The 20,592-nt window shown below is 61.4% G+C and carries 5 protein-coding genes and 1 tRNA gene; 1 reads left to right on the top strand and 5 read right to left on the bottom strand.

Annotated features, from left to right (window positions below; translation table 11 throughout):
* Positions 1–6 precede the first annotated feature (6 nt).
* The 5 genes from EKM57_RS22425 to EKM57_RS06960 form a co-directional block, all read right to left on the bottom strand.
* Positions 7–12,837, bottom strand: coding sequence for a cadherin domain-containing protein (locus tag EKM57_RS22425; RefSeq protein WP_165357230.1), 12,831 nt, complete (start codon positions 12,835–12,837; stop codon positions 7–9).
* A 1,099-nt stretch (positions 12,838–13,936) separates the two neighbouring features.
* Positions 13,937–15,547 carry an SEL1-like repeat protein gene (locus EKM57_RS06975; protein ID WP_129791748.1) on the bottom strand — a complete coding sequence of 537 codons (1,611 nt, stop codon included), beginning with the start codon at positions 15,545–15,547 and terminating at the stop codon, positions 13,937–13,939.
* A 247-nt stretch (positions 15,548–15,794) separates the two neighbouring features.
* Complete coding sequence (locus EKM57_RS06970) at positions 15,795–17,210, bottom strand: HlyD family type I secretion periplasmic adaptor subunit (protein ID WP_129791747.1); 1,416 nt, start codon at positions 17,208–17,210, stop codon at positions 15,795–15,797.
* Entirely contained in the window at positions 17,207–19,354 is a 2,148-nt protein-coding gene (locus EKM57_RS06965) for a type I secretion system permease/ATPase (protein WP_129791746.1), read from the bottom strand. Before EKM57_RS06965 ends, EKM57_RS06970 begins: the two co-directional genes overlap by 4 nt.
* Before the next feature lie 612 nt (positions 19,355–19,966).
* A tRNA-Ser gene (locus EKM57_RS06960) sits at positions 19,967–20,056 on the bottom strand.
* A 141-nt stretch (positions 20,057–20,197) separates the two neighbouring features.
* Here EKM57_RS06960 and hspQ point away from each other — a divergent pair.
* Positions 20,198–20,581 (top strand): heat shock protein HspQ, encoded by a 384-nt coding sequence (gene hspQ, locus EKM57_RS06955; protein ID WP_129791745.1) that lies wholly within the window; start codon positions 20,198–20,200, stop codon positions 20,579–20,581.
* Positions 20,582–20,592: the final 11 nt, after the last annotated feature.

The raw sequence follows: 20,592 nt of genomic DNA, 5'->3' as shown, positions 1-20,592 counted from the left end.
AAATCCTCAGCTGGCGAAAAATTCGTAACGCGTCGGCATGCCGGCCCGGTCCCTCGACTCCGCCTCGCCCGACCGCGACCCGAAGCCTGCCATCTGCTGCACGGCATAAGCAAGGCGGTTCTCGTACCGGTCGAGCAGCTCGTCCGCCTCCGCCGCCTCGCCTAGACCCGCCAGCGCCGCGGAAGACGACATGTCGCTCTGCCCTGGCGTGTCGGAAAGAGGGGTCGCATCGGCATTCAGGAACTCGAACGCTTCGATCATCTCAGGACGGAGCGCGAAGCCCGTGGCGCTTGGGTCGAGCGCCGCGCGCAGGGCCCGCAACCGGTCGTCCAGATCGATTGCGCTTTCGGCCGCCGGCGCAAGCGGCGCGGGCGCCGCCTTGTAGGCGAAGGCGACGTCGCCCACGGTCCCGCCACTACCGTCGGTGCGGGTAAAGCTGGTCGTGTTGACGACGACATTGCGGCCGCGCTTCCAGGTGCGGTCGACAGGCGTCGCGCGAAGGCCGATCGACTCGATCTTCGCCTGCTCCAGACTCTTCAGCTCGTCGGCGCTGGACCGGCCATCACCATTAAGGTCCTGCCACACCTGCAACTTGCCGAACTGCTCGTCCTCGGCGTCGACCAGGCCGTTGCGGTTGGTGTCGAAGGCGGTCAGGCCCTCCAGGCTGGTCCTGGCACCGGCCAGGTCGGCGAGGAAGGAGATCTCCCCGGCCCCGTCGATGAGGCCATTGCCGTTGCGGTCGAGCACGAGCAGGCCGTCCTGCTTCTTCACCCACCCGGTGTCGTCGGCGACGCCGTCGGCATTCAAGTCGAACGCGGCCTTGGTCTTCTTGCGCCGCTTGAGCTCGAGCCCGTCGCCGTCGAGGTCGAGGACCAGGGCCGACCCGAAGCCCATCGACCCGTCGCGGAACTCGAGGGCGGCGGAGTTGGCGATCTCGCCGACACCCGCATCGGTAAGGCCCCTTGCCCGCGAGTAGTTCAGGAAGATCGCGCCGCGGCTGGTCTCGATCGCATAATGCTTGCGCTTGCCGGAGAACAAGGAGGTCTCGGGCACGATCGCACTCGTTCCCGTGACGTCCGTCTCGCCGCCTTCCGAGCCGAAATAGGCCAGGCCGACGTCGCCGACGATGCCGGTCGTTCCATCGCCGCGCAGGAAGCTCGACAGGTTGTAGATGACGTTCTTGCCCGGGACGGTCGGGTTTCCAGTCGGGTCACCTTCCAGGTTGAGCGACACGATGCCGATTTCGGCCAGCCGCTTGAGCTCGCCGTCGTCGCTGACGCCATCATGGTTGGCGTCGGCCCAGACGCGGAAGTCGCCGAACTTGCTGTCGGCCGCCGACAGCTTGCCGTCTTTGTTCGTATCGAACGCCACCAGGCCTTCGAGGTCCGTGCGGGCACCAGGCAGATCGTCGACGTAGGAGATCTCGGAAATACCTTCGATCTTGCCGTCACCATTTCGGTCGAGCGCGAGCAGGCCGTCATTGCCGCCGACCCAGCCGGTACGGTCCGTCTTACCGTCGCCGTCCATGTCGAACATGACCGGGTTCTCGGCGAGTTCGGTCGTCGTGACGCCGTCGCCGTCCAGATCGAGGATGATCGGCGGCGCGATATCCGGCGTGGACGGCTCATAGCTCAGCATCACGTCGCCCAACTGCCGCCGCGTGCCGTCGGCAAGGATATATTCGCCGGTGGCGTAGATGATGTTATCCGCTACGTTGCTCATGTCCGCGCCCGTCGGAGTCAGCATGAGGTTCACAAACGCGATTCCGGCTTGCGAGAGCGTGCGCAGCTCGTCGGTCTGGCTCACGCCATCCTGACTCAAATCCTGCCAGACACGGAAGGTGCCATAGGCATCGTCATCGGCGTCGATGAAGCCATCCTGATCAGTATCGAAGGCGCGCAACCCTTCGAGATCGGACACGGCGCCTTCCACATCGTCGATGAAGGTCAGCTCGTCAGAGTGGGTGATGAGGCCGTCGCCGTCACGATCCAGCGCCAAGAACGCGTCGTCTGCGGCGGCCCAACCGGTGCGATCCAGCACGCCGTCTCCATCCATGTCGAAATGGATTTCGCTGTCGATGCGCGAGACGAGCTCGAGACCATCACCGTCGAGATCTAGTACGATGGGCGCAAAGTGCTTGTCTCCGTTGTAAGTCACGATGAAGCTGGTCGTCCGCGAAGTCCCGGCGGCATCGGTCACCCGGACCTCGATCGATTCCCTATACTGCCATGAGCCGCCTCTGGTGATATTCGTGTAGACACTAGCATATTGGCCGTTCGCCACGACCCGGTAGTCGTTCACGCTGCCTCCGGATGTGTGATCCAGGTGAGTGACACTGAGGATCTGATAACTGATCACGTCACCAGCATCGGGATCACGGTGCTGGATCATTCCGACGAGCGAATTGGCAAGTGCAGCGCCCGGATATACGTTACCGGAAGCGGTCGGGTTCGGCGCTTCATTCACGTTGGTGAGATTGATCGTGATCGTGCTCTCGGCCGACAGCCCGGAGCCGGATTGATCCGTGACTCGGACCCGCAGGTTGAACGTCCGGTGCGCGGAATCCTCGTAATTTAGAGTCCTCACCGCCGAAATATTGCCCGCATTGTCGATCGACCAAAATCCGTCCGGATCGCCGCCGACGATGCTGAACCGATGCCCGTTGACAGGCTTGCCGTCCACATCGTTCCATGCGAGCGGGACCAGCTTCGCCGTTGGGTTTGCTGGCTGCTCGCTGCGCGAGAAGGTCTGATTGGCCATGGTTGGCGCTTCATTGACGTTGCGGATGGCGATCGAAAGCTGGGCCGCGATTTGATGATACCCGGGCTGGTTTGATCCGGCCGTGTTCGCATTGTCGCGGGCGAGCACAGTATATGTCCGGCTCGCCGATCCAGCCTCGAAATTGAGCCCACTATTCGTGGTGATGACGCCTGTCAGTCTGTTGATCTTGTATCGTCCGTCAGCAGAGACCTGACTTCGTTCACTGCCATTGTCGAACATATAGGCCTGGCGACCAAAATTAACCGAGCCGATGTCCTGATCGCCTGCCGTTACGCTCCCTACAACTGTTCCAACTGCAACATTCTCGTTGACGCCAAGGGGATTTATGGTCTGCCAGCTGTTCGGTTCATTTACGTCACCGATCGAAATGGTAACCTGCGTCGAGACCTGATTGTACCCTGTCTGCCCCTTGTTGTCGCGCACAACCACTGTATAGGTCTTCGTCGGGCTCGCAGCCTCACGATTGAGTCCGGAATTCGTCCGGATGACCCCTGTAACAGGGTCAATCTTGTAGCGGCCGTCTGCAGACGTAGCGCTTCGCGCGGTGCCATTGTCGAAATAATAGCGCTGCTGACCGTAAGCGGAAGTGGAGTGGTCCAAGTCTGCTGCTGCGACCGTTCCTACCACCGTTCCTATAGAGACATTCTCATTGACGCCGAAGCTGTAGCTCCCGGGAACGCTGTTCGCCTCATTCAGGTTGTTGATTCCGATGGTGACCTGGGTCGAGACCTGATTGTAGCCATCGTAATTGAGTCCGGACGTGTTCGCATTGTCACGTGCAAGAACGGTATAGGTCCTGGTTGGGCCAGTCACCTCATGATTCGACGCAGCATTCGTGGTGATGACGCCCGTCAGCTTGTTGATCTTGTATCGGCCGTCCGCAGAGATCAAGCTACGCTCCGAGCCATTATCAAACATATAGGCCTGCCGCCCAAAGTTCACCGAACCGCTGTCGTGATCTCCAGCGGTGATCGTTCCAATGACGGTCCCGACAGCGACATTCTCGTTGACGTTGAAGCCGTAGGTACCCGGGAGCCAGTTATCCTCGTTAACGTCGTTCACCGGCACACTGAAGGTGACGCTCTTGGACTTGCCGAATGAGTCCGTCACAAGAACGGTAATGGGGTGCGACGAGGCCAACTCGTGATCGAGAAGTCCCCCATCGGCAGCTACGAGCCTGCCTGTCGTCGCGTGTAGCCAGAATCTGCCGCCCGCGTTGTTCGTTAGCGTGTACTGCAGGCCGCCGGTCCCATCGGGATCGATCCCCGTGACGGTGCCCACGACCGTTTCATTGGCAACATTCTCGTTGACTGAGCCGGACAGAGTGGCGCCGGTGGGTGGCGCATTGACGATGACCGGGGCCGATCTGGAGGCCGAGATCGCCGTCTGTCCGCCTTCGCTCGCGCGCGCGGTTGCCGTCAGGGTGAGATCCTGATGCCATCCAGCCGGCAGATACAGCTTGAGGTTGGCCAATTGGTTGGCCGATACCTTCCAAGTTCTCCAGCTGCCTCCTCCGTCAGGGGTTCCCGCACTGAGCGTGGCGACACTTGGTATGCCGGAGATCCAGACCTGCTGGGTCTCGCCGTCAGGGTCGGGGAAGTTCACGTTGATCGAGATGGCAAGTCCGCCCGGCACGCCCGAAGTACCGCCCGCGACGGAGAAGTGCGCTATCGTTGGGGTATCAGGGACTGGATTCACGGTCACGGTGAACTCCGTCGGTGTCGAAGACCCGCCCGCGTCCGTTGCTAGAAGCTGGATCCGCGCTGTGCCAGCCGCGTTCGAACGCGGCGTGATCGTCACCGTCCGATTACCGTTGCCGTCATCGGGTCCTATGGAGACGTTGTCGTCTGCATCTATGACCGAGCTGCCGGAGAGGATCACCTTGCTGATCTGGATTCCGGCGGCCGGCGTAACGTCATCTCCTACATTGAGCGTGAGCGTGAGCGTGCCATCCTCGTTCATCACCTGGTTTGCGATCGAGGATATTTCCGGCCTCAGGTTGGGGTGCCAGTAAGCGTCCCAAGCCGCATGGTAGGTCGGGTCGGCCATTAAATCGCTTAGCTCGGTCAGATTGTCCGGCTTAGACTGGGCGCACATCAGCGCCACCAGCCCGTCCGTGTCGATGGTTTTGGTGTAGCGTTGCTCCGCGATGATATAGTCGAGCTTGTAGTTGGCTCGCGTGTCAGCGTCGGCGAGAACATACCAGTCCTTGATCAGCACGCTTGACGACGTGCCGATCAAGCTGATCTTCATGTCATTCTCGATCTTCTCGAACCAGAGCTCCCGGTCCTGGATGGGATCCTGTCCGTCCACCGCGCTAAGGCCGAGGACGTCCACATCCTCGCCGAATGGATCGTAGTTGAAGATCACGTCGGCGCCCGACTCCCGGTTCATGATATAGGTGTCGCTGTCGACGCCGCCGTTCAGTATGTCGTCGCCCGCACCACCATGCAGGGTGTCGTCGCCGGAATCGGCGTAAAGCTCGTCGTTGCCGTCGCCGCCGAGCAATGTGTCATGGCCTTCGCCGCCATGCAGAATATCATTACCGGCACCACCCGCCAGCGAGTCGGAGCCGTCGCTACCGACTAGCGCGTCGTTGCCATCACCGCCGGCAAGGGAATCATTGCCCTCCCGACCCTCGACAAGGTCGTCGCCGTTACCGCCCTCGATCTGATTGGCCGAATCGTCGCCCCGCAGAATGTCGGCGCCAGCCGAGCCGACCAGCCCTTCAATGTCGTAATAGGCGTCCCCGGCGGCGGCGCCAGTATTCTCGGATGGGTTCGCCAAATCGGCAGTGACGCCGCCGGCGTCAGCCATGCCTTCAGTCAACCACGCGTAGCTGGCTCGGTCGATCCCAGAACCTCCGATCAACTCGTCCGCACCGGCGCCGCCAGCGAGATCGTCGTCCCCATTGCCACCGTCGAGAAGATCGTCGCCGTCACCGCCGAGAAGTACGTCCTTTGCGCCGACGTCATTCGAGCCGCCATGCAGGCTGTCGCTTCCGGCGCCGCCGACCAACAGATCGTTCCCGTCCTCGCCGTAGAGGTCGTCGTCACCTTCGCCGCCAATGACGCGATCGTCACCCCAACCGCCCTCGAGATGGTCATGGCCAGCGCCGCCGTCGAGCACGTCGGACCCGCCATATCCGTAGAGCAGGTCCTCATTCTGCTGCCCCACTAGCACGTCATCGGTGGCAGTGTTGTCGGCGTCGCCCTGGAGAACATCCACCCGATCGTCGAGGACGATTGTCACTTCGTCCGTGACGGAGAATCGGTTCCTGAGGTCGGTGGCCACGATCGAGACCGAAACGGCGCCGCCGTCCTCGAAATCTACCGCCGCGTTGCGGCTGAGGAACAGAGTGTTACCCACGATGTAGAAGCGCTGGTCGTTGACCACCTCGAAGGCGTAGGTGCTGTGCAGATAGCCCCAGATATCCGGATCCGTGACACTGACGTCGCCCAGTTCGATCGGAGGCAGGTCCGTGTTGCGCAGCACGCGGTCCTGCTCGAGGATGCTCGTCACGATCGGGGCCCAGTCGAGGCTGATCGGCCGTTCATTAGTGTCCTCGATCCGGATCTGAACCGTCGCCGACCCTGGCGACGCAAGCTCGCCGTCAAACGCCTGGACGCTCGCGGTCAGGACAGCTTCACGGTAGCCGTCGCCATCGGAATCCTCCAGGGCAATGTCAGAACCTGGCGTATGATGCGCCTGATAGAGGGTTTCGTAGTTGGGCTGATAGTCGTCGGCAAAGCGGATCTCGTTGCCGACGATCTTGAACCGGTTGCCCGGATTGCCAACGAGCCGAAGCTCGGGCGTGGTTCCGTCGGGGTCGGACAGGGAGAAGCGCGCGATCCAGGTATTGGCTAGCGAAGGCGTCCCTGCGAAGTCGGACGTTCCCTCGAACCCGACATCGGCGTAATATTCCGACACGATGCCTCGGGCCTCGAGCAGCACCGGCGTGTGCGGCGCCTCGTTCACGTTCTCGACATAGACGGTGTAGGTGTGGTCGCGGTAATGAAAGCCGTTGACAACATCGCTCGCGCGAACCGTGACCTGGTGCGACCTGTCGACGCTATAGTCGAGGTCGTCAGGATCATCGACGAACAAGACGCCATCGTCGGTGACGCCGAACCGACCGTCGGCACCGTCAACGAGGCTCCACCAGACGAATTGCCCCTCAGGATCGACGGCGGTCAACCGCCCCACTACCGTTTGGGATACGGTGGGGCTCCCCAGCGCGAATTCAACAACGCTAAGCGGACCACCGCCCTCGATGCCGAAGCTGCCTGGGGCATCGTTGGTGCCGCGTACTTGGATTTTGACCGGGACCTCAGCCGAATGCCCGTCGGCATCTCGAACGATAAGCTTGAAGCTGTCGGATCCGTCGAATTGGGCAGCCGGCGTATAGGTGAAGGTGCCTGTGGCAGTATCGAGGCCGCTGATCGTGCCATGAGCGGGTTGCACACTGATCGAATATTCGACGATATTTCGATCATGATCGATCACGCCGAGGTCGGAGACGATCAGCGGTGTGTCTTCGTCGGTGGTTAATGAGATAGTGGCGGCTTTCGGCGCCGCAGTTCCGCCTTCGTGCCAGTAGGTCGAGAGCATGTCGCGGATCGCAGACGGCATTTCCGTCGGCGTGACCGCCGCCGAGGCCGCGGTCATGGCGTCGATCAGGGCACGCACGTCCGGGTGGTCGATGAATATGGCATGGGTGCCGGTCTTGATCGAACGCATCAGGGTTCGGCCCGACCCGGTGGCGAAGAAATCGCGGACTGTGATGACCGAGCTGCCCCCGATTACGGCGATCCGCAGATCCTGATCCGAATTGACCTTGGTCATCCAGACCTGCTGCAAGTCGACCGAAGGATCAAACATAATGTCGTTGGCGCCGGCCGCATCGATTACCAGGTCCTCTCCCGTGCGCGCGCCGAAACTGTAGGCGTCGTTGCCGACGCCTCCCTCGAGCCGATCGTTGCCGACGTCGCCGGTCAACTGGTCGTCGCCGTCTCCGGCCTTCAGCGTGTCGGTGCCGGCACCGCCCATCAAAACGTCATTGCCGGCCCCACCCTCGAGATCGTCGTTGCCCGAACCACCGACGAGCGTGTCGTTGCCGCCGTCACCCTTCAGCACGTCATTGCCCACGCCGCCATCGAGTAGGTCTTTGCCGACGCCGCCCCACATCTGGTCTAGGCCGTCACCGCCTGAGAGATTGTCATCGCCGTCGCCGGCCTGAAGGATATCGTCGCCCCCATCGCCTGCGAGTACGTCGTCTCCGCCAAGCCCGGTGAGATTATCATTGCCGCCGAGGCCGATCAGCCTGTTGCCTTCATCGTTGCCGATGATGCTGTCGGCGCCAGTGAGGGTTCCCACGATGTTCTCGATGCCCATCATGGCGCTGAAAATGCCGTCGTGCTGGGCCATCTGATAGCCGTCATCGGTAGGGCGAAGATCTACGGTGACCGCGGTGAAGCGGACGAAGCGAACGGTGTCGCCGGCGGCACCATTCGCACCGCCATCGATGATGTTGAGGCCCAAGCCAGCCTCGATCACGTCGTCTCCGTCTTCGCCATACGACCCGCTCATTCCCGCGGCGCCCACGATGACATCGTCCCCGGCGCCGCCCAGGACCGCGGCCACTCCTTCAGCACTAGCGCGCGCAATCAGGAAGTCGTTGCCGGCAGTCCCGTACAGCTCGCCACCTTCCGGCCCGATCTTCAGCCCCTTGAGCGAAACGGCGAGTCCGTCATTGAGCTGGAGCCATTCTACGGCGCTGTTTGCGCTGGACTGGCCCTTGATCCGGACGGAATTGTGTTCGTTGTTCGCGTAGCGGATAATTAGATCCGGGCCTTCCCAAACAAAGCTGAGATCGGTGAGCGAGATGCCTGGGCCCAGCTCCAGCGTGTCCTCGCCCCCGTCGGCCGCGTCGAAGCGCTGACGCACGACGCGGTGGGTGATGTTGCCGCCTTCGCTCGGAACGCGCCTGATCCCCTCTGCCCAACCATCCTGGATGTACCCGGATGGCATCGGAATCGGCGGCGAGCTGCCGCTTACCGAATAGAGATGATCATACACGTCGTCCCCGGCGCTATCGGTGATGTGCAGGCGCCAATAGACTCCGCCGCTTGGTTGTGGCTCGCTGGTGGCCGTCCAGCTTACGATGTATGTTGAATTCAGCTTGCCGTCCGCGCTCACCGCTTCCTCGAGCACAAACGGCCGGTCGTCGATTGTGTCGGCAAAGTCCAGAGCGTTCCAGACATAGGTGTCGTCGCCGGCCCCGCCGAACAGATTGTCGTTGCCCGCCCCGCCAGCGATAACATTATCGCCGTCATCTCCGCCTAGCGCATGGTCGTTGTGAGACGAGCCGGTGAGATTCTCAATGCTGTGGAATGTGTCGCCGGCCGCGTCGCCGGAATTGAATTCAGACGACGAGAGATAGACCCCCACGGTCCCGCCGGCCGAGGCGTAGGAGGCCGTGTCGCTCCCGTCGCCGCCGACGAGGATGTCGGCGCCCGCGCCACCCTCGAGCACATCATTGCCGGCGCCGCCGTAGAGGACATCCGTGCCGGAGCCGCCGCTCAGAATGTCGCTGCCGGCATTGCCGTTTAGAACATCGTCGCTGCCGGCACCGGTGATAGTATCGTCGCCGCCATTGCCGGTGATCCATTCGGCGGCGCTAGTTCCTTCAAGTGTGTCACTGTCATTGGTGCCTCCGACGAGCTGAGTGGCCTCAACATCGATCATACCGACGGCGGAAAAGACAAATTTCTCGATGGGGCGATTGTCGTGACGATACCAGTCGGCGAGCACAATCCTGTCTGACAGCGTCTCGAAATTGGTCGTGTTGGCATTCTCACTAGAAATGCCCACCACCAGATCCCAGCCGTACTGAGTCAGCATCACGTCTTGGATGTTGATGCCCCAGCCGAATTCCAGAGTGTCACCCATCTCGAAGGTCTGGGTTGCGTCCTGACCCAGAGGATCATCCTCAAGGCGAACGAGACGTCTGAGCTGCTGTGTAGAGACATCGAACTGGACTCTGCCAACCCAGTTGGTGCCGTCGAAGACGATATCCGCTACCCCGTCGACGATTCTGACGACTCTGTTGTCCTCATCGCGATCGAAGTCGTTCCTGTAGACCAACGCGCCGAATTTGGGGTCCGCCGGGTTAAGCTCGCGAGCCATGACGACCTGCCACTCCCCGGCAAAGTCATCAAGGAGGGTGTCGGTGCCGTCACCGCGATTGAAGCGGAAAATGTCGTCCCCGGCGCCTCCCACGACGAGGTCTCTTCCGAGTCCGCCAGCGACCACGTCACGGCCGTGACCCCCGTCCAGCTCGTCATTGCCGGCGTCGCCCGACATCGTGTCGTCACCCCAGCCGCCCAGCACATGATCGTCGTCATCACCGCCGACCAGCAGGTCGGCGTCGCCGTCGCCGGACACCCAGTCCTTGCCAGTGCCGCCGATGCCGACATCGTCCCCGCCGAGCAGTGACATCCAGTCGTCGCCGGGGCCCCCGACCGCGAAGTCGCGCCCTTGCGTGCCGATGATTGTGTCGTTGCCGTTGCTGCCGGCGATGAAGGTCTGGAAATCGCCGATACGGATCTCCTGGCCGTCTGCGAAGACCAGCCATTCGACGCGCTTGTAGCTGTTGTACCAGTCCTTCATCAGCAGGCGGTCGCCCGACCAGACCTCCTGCCCGTCGACGATGGTCGTCAGCTCGAGGATGAGGTCGTTGTCGGTCGTTCCGGCCAGTTGGCCGCCGCGAACCAGGCGGATGTCGTTGAGGGTGATACCCTGTCCGAGCACCAGCTTATCCTCGCCCGCATTGACCGGCGTGGAAGCACCGGATTGGGGCGGCGGCGCCGAGGCGCCGAAGCGCTCGCCGAGCCAGTCGCGGGCGATCGTCCCGGCGGCGATGCCGGCCAGGCGCGCGCGAAGCGGATCGGAAGCGCCGCCCGAGCCGCCGGCGCTCACCTCAGCTTCATCCTCTGCGAGATCATCGCCGTCGCCACGGCGGAAGAGGTACTGGTCGTTCCCGGCGCCGCCCCACATGTCGTCACCGTTGCCGGCGCCGCCCGCCAAGATGTCGTCCCCCGCGGCTCCGATCAAAGTGTCCTGGCCGCCGCCGCCCTCGAGCCAGTCGGAGCCCTCGCGGCCATGGACCTGGTCGTTGCCGGCACCGCCATCTAGATAATTGCCGTCGCCGCCGAGGCCGCCGGCCTGCGAACCGGCGTGGAGGATGTCGTTGTCATCTCCACCGAGCAGCCAATCGTCGAGGCGGCCGCCGTAGAGTGAGTCGTTGCCGGCGCCGCCGAAAACGTTGTCGCCACGGTCGGAGGCGTGCACGGTGTCGTCGCCAGCGCCGGCGTCGATAGTGGCGGCGACGTCGATGTCGCGCGCCTGGGAATTGTGCGCAGCACCGTCAATAGTTAGTCCGGCATTGGTGGAGCCGGAGGTGGCGAGGAGTTGAGTGCCGGAGAGGCGAATAATGTTACTGCCGGAAGTACCTTCGATGGTCGCCTGGCCGGCAATGTCGATCGAGTCGCCAAGGATGAAATCGCCCACGCCGATCGCCCGGCTAATCTTTTCGCCGAAGGGATCATGGTCGAAGGCGAGCGCTACGTTGGCGGCGTTGGTCTGTGCCTCTCTCAGGAGCAGGCTGAACCCGCCGTACCAATCGCTCTCATGCCGCCGCGTCAGGCCGAGCTCGACTGCGCGGGAGAAGGTGATCGCCCATTCGGCAGTAAAGACGCTGTCCGGCTCAGCTGCAATCAGCGCATTGATTGTCGTGGAGCTGGCGAGATAGGTTTCGTAGCGCTGCGCAGTGGCGATATTGCCGAGGACGATGCTCGTGTCGAAATCGATCGGATCAAATCCGCCCAGGGCGAACGTGTTATAGATCGCACGCTTCACGTAGATGTCGCCGCCGGCGATCTTGAAATCAGAATCGGTCAATCCCTGATAAATGCCGTATCCGATCAGCCGCTCCGCGCCGTCCTCGCCCGAGAAGCGGATCGTTATTTCGTCTTTGTCCCGGGTCGAAAAAGGCCGGTAAACATAGTCCTTCTTCCGCATGCCGTAATTGCCCGACTGCACGGCGCCGGGTTCCATGAGGCGGCCGCCGGTGGCGGCAATGATGCCGTTGAAAGTCTGGGCGACGGCCGAGGCCATGCTTTGCGCGGCATCCTTGGAGCCACCCTTACGCGAATAAGCGTTTGCGACCGTGAACTCGCCTGTCGCCGAATCCCACGCTACGTCGGCGCCCGATCGCGGCGTGCCTCCGAACACTGAACCGATCAGACCGCCGACGATGTTGCCAATGAAGGCTGCCGCCGCTGCCGCGATGAGTCCTGGGGGACCAAAGGCTACGCTCACGGCCAGAACGGCAAGAGTCGACCCAACAGCAGATCCAATCTGGCCTCCGATCGTGTCGAAGGAAATCACTTCATTCGCCAGCTTGTTGCCCAGGAAAGAACCGATCGCTGTGCCGATCGACGCAGGGCTGAGGCCCTGGAACGCGGACGAGCCCGCCGCGATGTTGCTTAGCACTGTGTTGATGACCGTTCCGGCGGCCGTGTTCACGAGTTCGCCCGCGAAGCCGTCCATCCCAAGGGCATTAACCAACTGCGCCGTCAAGTACGAAGAGACCGCACCGATCCCTGCTGCCTTGAGGTTATTCAGGAATTCTGGTCCGAAGGTGGCGAATGCATCTTTTGAAGCTGCGTCGATCGACTGATCGCCAACCAAGCCATCGAGAGCGTCGCCGAGGTTATCTCCGATCGTTTGTAGCGCCGCCGATGTGACGATCCCGGCCAGTTCATTGCCATCGGCGAGGAGATAACCAAGCTGCTGGCCGAGTATCGAACCGGCGTCGGAGAACTCAACTCGGACCGGATTGTTGTTGAGTTTGATGTTGGTACTGACCGGCTCATTGTTCGAGTAGATTGTCTCGACCGTTAAGCCGGGTCCATTGCGGCTCCATCCGTCAGAAGCTCGCGACCTTACGACCGTCGGCGCGCCGTTCACTTCTGCCACGTCCAATTCGACCACGCGATCCTGTCGGTCGTAAACCGCGCTGGTACCTGGAACTATCACGCTTCCGACGCGAAAAAGGTTCCGTGGCAAAGTGGCGCCGGTTACCGGATCGATTTGGGGCAGGGGCGTCGGGCCAGGCCTGATCGTCAGAGTCGTCAATTCGTTGATTGTTTGGGCCGCAACTTCCGGGCCAAACAGGGTGATATAATTAGGTATCCCCTCAGCGAACGGGTCATCCCCCGGATTAGGCAAAGCGGGCGAGGTTCCAGGACGCGGCCGCGCGCCTTGAGGTAATGTACTGAATATTTGGGCAACGTTGGCGTTTATATCCGAGGACGTATTGGCGGCATACGCCTTCAGGTAGTCCTCGTTCGAGACAACATGGATTGCATAGGGACCGGATCCAATCACATCTCCAACTGCAGGAGGATTACGTCCGCTCCATAGCCCGGGATGCCTGTCGAGATATGCCTGAACGCCTCCCTCACCAAGAACGACCGTCCCTCGAGCTATATTGAGCCCAGGATAAGGAGAGTCTACGGCAATATTTCTTCCAAGTTGTAGATCTATAGCTCTCATCCACGACGAGACCGGATCTAACATTGTATCAATAGGATCTGTAAAATAGTCCCCGAACGGAGCATCCCATCTATGAGCTCCAAACATAGGGTGGAGGATTATCTCCTCTGGAAGAACCCTGGCTACTTCACCGTAATTGATCTGTCCATTCGACGATACATTGCTGACGTTGAACACGACGCCAAGCTGGAAATCGACTGTAGGGTCATCAGCAAATGCTCCGTTCGCATTCGCCGGATACGCGGAAAGTGCCTGCCTAGACCGAAAGATGCCTTGAGAGTATTGGCTCAAGGACGAATAGTAGGAGCTATTTAGATCAGAAAATCTGATTTCAGCCCCTTCGGTCGAGAGAGTTGGATTGGAAAGAAGCTCGCGATAACGCGATGACCCACTCAGGCTAGAATTCAACGCAGCCGCTAACTGAATAATGTCTATGCCATACGTGCTTATTTCGGCGGACGAAATTCGAATGGGGATCAGATCTACGCCACGGAGTACCACATTGCCGCTGGGATCCGAGTAATCGGGGGTATAATTACTGGGCATTCCGTACTCCATGATCCGCGATGATTGATTTCAATTCTTCAGTCTTACATACGCCCACGTTATCTCCGCCGCTCCTTCGGAGTAGCGCATGAAACTCTGCATTGGCTTCTATCGACCCGTTTTCGTACGCAAGACGGGCAAAAGAAACGGCACACCCAGTCTCACCCTCCGCCTCTAGCAGTCTCATGATAACGTAGAACACGTAGCCATTCGGATTGCCCTCCAAGACTCTGGAAGAGGATATGATATCTTCTAGACTATGGTCGGCTATGCGCCCTCGCACATGATTAAGGAAACCTAGTAGGTTACCTAAATAGAACCATTCCGTTCGGAGAGCCGGAGCTGGCCATGCGAATTCACTTGTGCGATAGCAATCCAGATCCGGGGGAGCAGAAATCGAGAAGTTACGGTTCAGATCATCGATGCCCTGCATCATTGCCGTAGCGTCAATTGCGACGAAGCAGCGACCGTCTAAGAGTGAACGTGGGAAGTAGTAGGCGGCGAATGGGTTTGCCGCTTCACCCGATGGAATAGGAACCTCACGCATTTCTGGGCGGGCGCCAGCCAGTATTTGGGCGACCTCAGGCTGCGCACATTGAGCACTTGCGCCGCGAATCCTATTCAAGAGCTTCATGGTGTCATCAAAGGCGCTATAGAGCCCACGAGTATATGCTAGACGGCCGAGATAGATAGCGCAGCCCGCCTCCTGTTTCGCCATGGCAAGTGCCATTATGCTGTAAATGGCAAACTTGTCTTGTTCGACGCGAAGCAGTCCAGATGACTGCAGTATGCTGGACAGCGAGTGGGAAGTCAGATCTAAATCATTCTCGGCAAGGAAATTGCGAAGATTCAGAAGATAAAACCACGCGCTCCTGCCCTCCGGTGCCGGCCACTGCGGCGGCTCGATCGGGTAGCAGTCGAGATCCGGCGGATCCTCATCTCCTCCGGCCTCGGCAAGCACGCTCAAATCAGAGAGTGACCGCAACCCGGCAAGCTGACCGCATTGCCCGTCCACCAGCCGACTGGGAAAGAAATCTCCGACCGTAAATGCCGCACTGGCTCTCGGGTGAGATCGGAGCACCGGAGCTGTCGAACTCGATCCTTCGTCGGCGTTCGCGAGCGCGGCAAGGCGCGCTTGCGCCTCTGGTAGTCCGCGCCACGCAGATTCGTTGCGAACAGGGAGCACGCGGCCCCTTCCATGTTGTCCAACAGGAGGTGAGTAGACATAAAGCGGTTCACCGCTGTCGCTCGCCGCCGCCCGATACAACTGCTCCGCCCGATCGTGGTTGATCGGAACCCCGAGGCCTTCCTCGTATCGAATGCCCAACTCGAGTTGCGCATGCTTGTCGCCGGCGTGCGCCCTGAGAGCCAGGTCCTGAAGTTCGGGATCGACGGTGCCGGCATTCAGGAGGATACCGGCATAGGAACTAGCCGCACATGCACCGAGGAAAAGCGGGATACACAGCAAGAGCAGCGCCGCGGTCGCCGCGCTCACTTTCGAATGCCAGGCGCTTGCTCCCCCCACCTGATCTTTCTCTTGGCCGAACCGAGCGATTCGGTATCGGTGGTTAGTTTCATGGTATCCTGCCTTGGTGGCCATGTTCAGGTCAAGGCGGAATAATGAGCACTTTCGTTCCTGTCACGCGCACCGTCGGTTACAGTAGAAACTGCTACTGTCCAGGCCAATGACTTCCTAACCATTGTCAGTGAGCCGGAATGCCACGTGTTCCCAAAGTCTTATGACACCCTTCCTGTATCGGCAGTGCCCTGGCATGGTTGCGCCGTCGACAACACCGATCAGACTCGTTGCTTCGACATCGATCGCGGCGAGCACGACCCTCTTCAGGTTACCGCTCCCTCCCGGCCTCACTCACCGTCTCCGAGATCGGCGACACCAGATATTGAATGATCCTTCTGCGCCCCGTCCGCACCTCCGCCTGGACAGCCATTCCCGGTCCAATTGACTGCCGCCTCTCCCCAAGCATGATGTAGTCCCGGCTCAGCTGCACCCGGGCGCTATACACCAGGCCGAGTTGCTCATCCTGGATGGCATCGCGGCTGATCGACTCGACCGTGCCGTCGATCCAGCCATAGTCAGTGAACGGGAACGCCTCGAACTTGACCCGCACCGCCTGGCCCTCCCGAACGAAGCCGATGTCCTTGTTGAGTACCTGCGCTTCGACCTCCACTTCGCTTCCCGACGGCACCACCACCATCAGAGGCTGGGCCGGCTGGACGACGCCCCCGATCGTGTGGACGGCAAGCTGCTGGACGACGCCGTCGACCGGCGCGCGCAGCTGCTGGAGCTGGCGGCGGCGGGCGGAACGGCGAAGATCGTCCTCGCGAAGGCCGGATTCGGTCTCAGCGGTGGAGAGCTCGGTCGCCGCCTCCTCGGTAAAGGTCTGGCGCAGCACTGCCATATCGGCGTCGATATTGGCGATGGCGGCGCGAGCCCGCTCGGCCGTGCTCTCCTGAACCTCGATGTTCTGGATGTGCTCGATACGAAGCTGCTCATATTCGAGCAGCCGCAGGCGCGGAAAATGGCCGCGCTCGACCAGACCTCGCCGCGCCTCCAGCTGCTGATCGACCAAAGGCAAAGTGTCGCGAAGCTTGCGGATCTCGGCCTCGGCGCCGCGAAGCTCTGCGACACGCTGGGCGCGTCCCTGGATCAAGGCGGCGCGCTGCGCCTCATATTCGCCGACCTTGCTGCGAATGAGCGCATTCTGGGTCTCGGCGATTGCGGGCGGCGTGCCGGGCGGCGCCCGGAAGACCGCCGGCCGTCCCTGCAGGTGAGCAAGAAGCGCGTCGTTGCGTGCCTCGGCGATTCGGGCGGCGAGCAGCCCCTGCGCCGCCTGACTCTCGTCGGCGGTGGCCGTGGTTGGGTCTAGCTCGATCAGCAACTCGCCGCGACGGACACGCTGGCCGTTGCGGACATGGATGGCGCGAACGACGGCGACCTCGAGCGGCTGAATCAGTTTGACGTTCGCCATCGGCAGCGTGCGCCCAGTGGCGGTGGCAACGACGTCGACCCGGCCCACGATCGACCAGATCAGAGCGATCGCGAACAGGGCACAGAGCAGAAGCATGAGGATGCGCAGACCCGGGCTGGCCGGCTTCTCGATGATCTCCAGGGCGGCGGGGAGAAACTCATGCTCGCTGCGAGGCTTGCGCGTGCGGTCGGTCTCGTTCTGCCGGTGCCAGGCTTCGCGAAGCACGGCGAGGTGGCGGCCGAGCGTCGGAAATCGCTGAATCAGCACGCTCACGCTACCATTCCCATCTGGCGAGCATAAAGATCGGCGTAACGACCGCCCTTCTTCAATAGGGTTTCGTGGTCGCCCTGCTCGGTCACTTCTCCCTGCTCGATCGTGATGATCCGGTGGCACTGGCGGACAGCTGAAAGTCGGTGGGCGATGATGATGACCGTTCGGCCGTGAGCGATCATCCGCAGGTTCTTCTGGATCACCTCCTCGCTTTCGGCGTCGAGCGCCGAGGTCGCCTCGTCGAGGATCAGGATCCGGGGATCGCCGATCAGCGCCCGGGCGATCGCGATACGTTGGCGCTGACCACCGGAAAGGTTGGCGCCGCGCTCCTCGATTTCGGTGTCGTAGCCGTGCGGTAGCTGGACGATGAACTCATGCGCGCCGGCAAGCTCGGACGCGGCGAGCACGGCCTCCATCGGCCGGGTCGGGTCGGCGAGCGCGATATTCTCGCGCACGCTCCGGTTGAACAGGATATTCTCCTGAAGGACGACGCCGATCTGGCGTCTGAGCCAGGGTGGATCGACCAAGGCCACGTCGACACCGTCGATCAGGACCCGGCCTTGCTCCGGGACATAGAGTCGCTGGATGAGCTTGGTCAGGGTCGACTTGCCGGATCCCGAGGGCCCGACAATGCCGAGCATCTCGCCGCCAGATATTTCGAGGCTGACTCCCCGCAACGCCTCGGACGCGTCGGGACGATAGCGGAAGCGGACCTTATCAAACTCGATCCGGCCGCGGATCGGCGGAAGGCTCGCGCGATTGGGATTATGCTCGGGCTCGGCAGGCGCGTTGAGCACGTCGCCCAGGCGATCGACCGAGATCCGCACTTGCTGGAAATCCTGCCACAGCTGCGACAGGCGCAGGATCGGCGAGGCGACGCGGCCGGCAAGCATGTTGAAGGCGACAAGCGACCCGACGGATAGGTCCCCGGCAATCACCGCTCTCGCACCGAAATAGAGGATCGCTACGGTCGTCAGCTTGGACACGAGCTGGATGAGGTGATTACCCCAGTTGGCAAGCTTGGTGACGGCAAAGCCAGTCTGGATATAGCCGGCGAACTGCTTCTCCCACTTGTCGCGCATCTGCGGCTCGACTGCCATCGCCTTGAGGGTACCGATTCCGGTCACCGACTCGACGAGGAAAGCCTGATTCTCGGCCCCGCGGCGGAACTTCTCGTCCAAGCGCGCGCGCAATGGCGGAGTGATGAAGACGGAGATGATAACGTAGACCGGGATCGACCCGAGCACGATAAAGGTGAGCAGCCTGCTGTACGTGAACATCACCGCAAAGAAGACGATGGTGAAGAAAAGGTCGATGACCACCGTCACGGCATTCGAGGTGAGGAACTCGCGAATTCGCTCGAGCTCGCGCACGCGCGCGACGCTGTCGCCGACACGGCGGCTCTCGAAATAGGAAAGCGGCAGCGCGACCAGATGCTTGAAGATGTTGGCGCTCAGCTCGGCATCGACACGGTTGGTCGTGTGGGCGAAGAGCCAGGTCCGCAGCCCCGACAGTGCAGTCTCCCAGATAAGGACGACCGCTAAGCCGATCGCTATGACGTCCAGGGTACCCAGCGTCTGGTGGACCAGCACCTTGTCGATCACCAGCTGGAAGAAGATCGGCGTGACCAGCGCCATCAACTGAATGAAGAAGGAAGCGATCAGCACGTCGCGGAGTGCACGGCGATATTTGACCAATGCCGGAATGAACCAGCTGATGTCGAAGGGACGCGAATCGCCGGCGATGCGCTCGCGTGACGTCATCAGCAGGAGCCGGCCCGAGAAACGCTCGCGTAGCTCTTCGGCGCTCCAGACCTCCGGCCGATCTCGATCGCCATGCTGGACCAGAACGCGTGGATCGTCGCTCTCGTCCTCGACCTTCAGGATCACGGCCGCGTCGCCGCCGGTCAGCTCGGCGATGGCCGGCAGCGGAAGCTTGTGCACCTGTTCGGGTTCGGCGCGGCGTATCCTGGCGATAAGCCCGAGCCGGTTGGCGACGCGCGACAAGTCCTCCAGCGAGAAGGGTTCCTCGCCCTTGCCGCGGTCGTGCACGATCTGGCGCGGATCGGCGGGCGTGCCGAGAAAGCGGGCAAGCAGGACGAAGCAGGAGAGTGCCGGATCAAACCCGGACTCGACTTCGCGCGTCACTTCCACTTCCCCCACCTCATTGTCGCACTTCACAAATCGGCGTCACCGGGCAAAGCCGGTACTGTGAGCGCCGAATCAGGAAGTCCCCCGCGACTTCTGCCTCAAGTCGGGAGATAGCCTGAACGGCCGCTTGAACAAGTAAAATATCGTACTAACTCTCGTTCTATAGACGAGAGGATCGGCGGCGGCATGCGATTGCTTGCGTCGTTCTACTTCCGGAAGCTGCCAGCCCGCGAATGAGCAATCGCTGACACTCTTATGGTGCGCTAGTCCGTCAACCGTCGGATTGATCGTCGGCGACCGTGGCTGAACGATTGAGACCGGCCCCAATCCGTTCCAGCATATGAGGGATCAAGATGTGGGGCGGCAACCGAGTCGAACCATCGGACCCGTCGAGATCTGCGCAGCCATACATCGGAGTGTCGGTGCCGAGGCCGATCTGAGGCAGATGCGAACCAACGGAGGACGCCAGGCCGAACCCCATGTGAACATCACCAGACGCGCTATTCTGGCGAGACAAATCCAATCGATGATTTTTTGTGGGATTTTAGGTGGGTCAGATTCGCATGTCGGGAAAAATTTCTTGCGTAATCAGTGATTTAGCTAGAGAAATGGCGGAGAGGGAGGGATTCGAACCCTCGGTACCCGTAAGGGCACAACGGTTTTCGAGACCGCCCCGTTCGACCGCTCCGGCACCTCTCCGCTGCGTGGCAGGCCCCCGAGGGCGGGGGCCGGTCGATGCGCCGCGCGCTCTAACCGATGGACCCGACCTTGCCAAGCCGCGTTGGTCGGCCATGGCGCGTCGGTTGTCCTGATGCGCACGAGGGCCTACATATGGGTAGGATGAACGAGCCCCGCAACTTGACCCAAGGCAGCGATGCCGGCGCGCCCCAGGCGCCGCCGGTGGCGCATGCCCGTTTTTCGATCGGCGACGTGGTGCGCCATCGCCTGTTCGATTTCCGGGGCGTCGTCTTTGACATCGATCCCGTTTTCGCCAACAGCGAGGAATGGTACCAGGCGATTCCCGAGGAGATAAGGCCGGCCAAGGACCAGCCTTACTACCACCTTCTCGCCGAGAACCAGGAGTCGAGCTACATCGCTTATGTCAGTCAGCAGAACCTGCTGCCCGACGAGCTTGGCGAACCCATCGACCATCCTGCCATTCCCGGCCTGTTCGAGGGCTTTACCGACGGACGCTATCGGCTGCGGCCCGAGCGGCGGCACTGACAGGCGGCCGC

Origin of the sequence: Sphingosinicella sp. CPCC 101087 (genome assembly GCF_004151485.1) — a bacterium.
In the GTDB taxonomy this organism is placed as follows: Bacteria; Pseudomonadota; Alphaproteobacteria; order Sphingomonadales; family Sphingomonadaceae; genus Allosphingosinicella.
The sequence above is the reverse complement of the archived record's forward strand: the minus strand, read 5'-3'. Positions and strand labels throughout refer to the sequence as shown.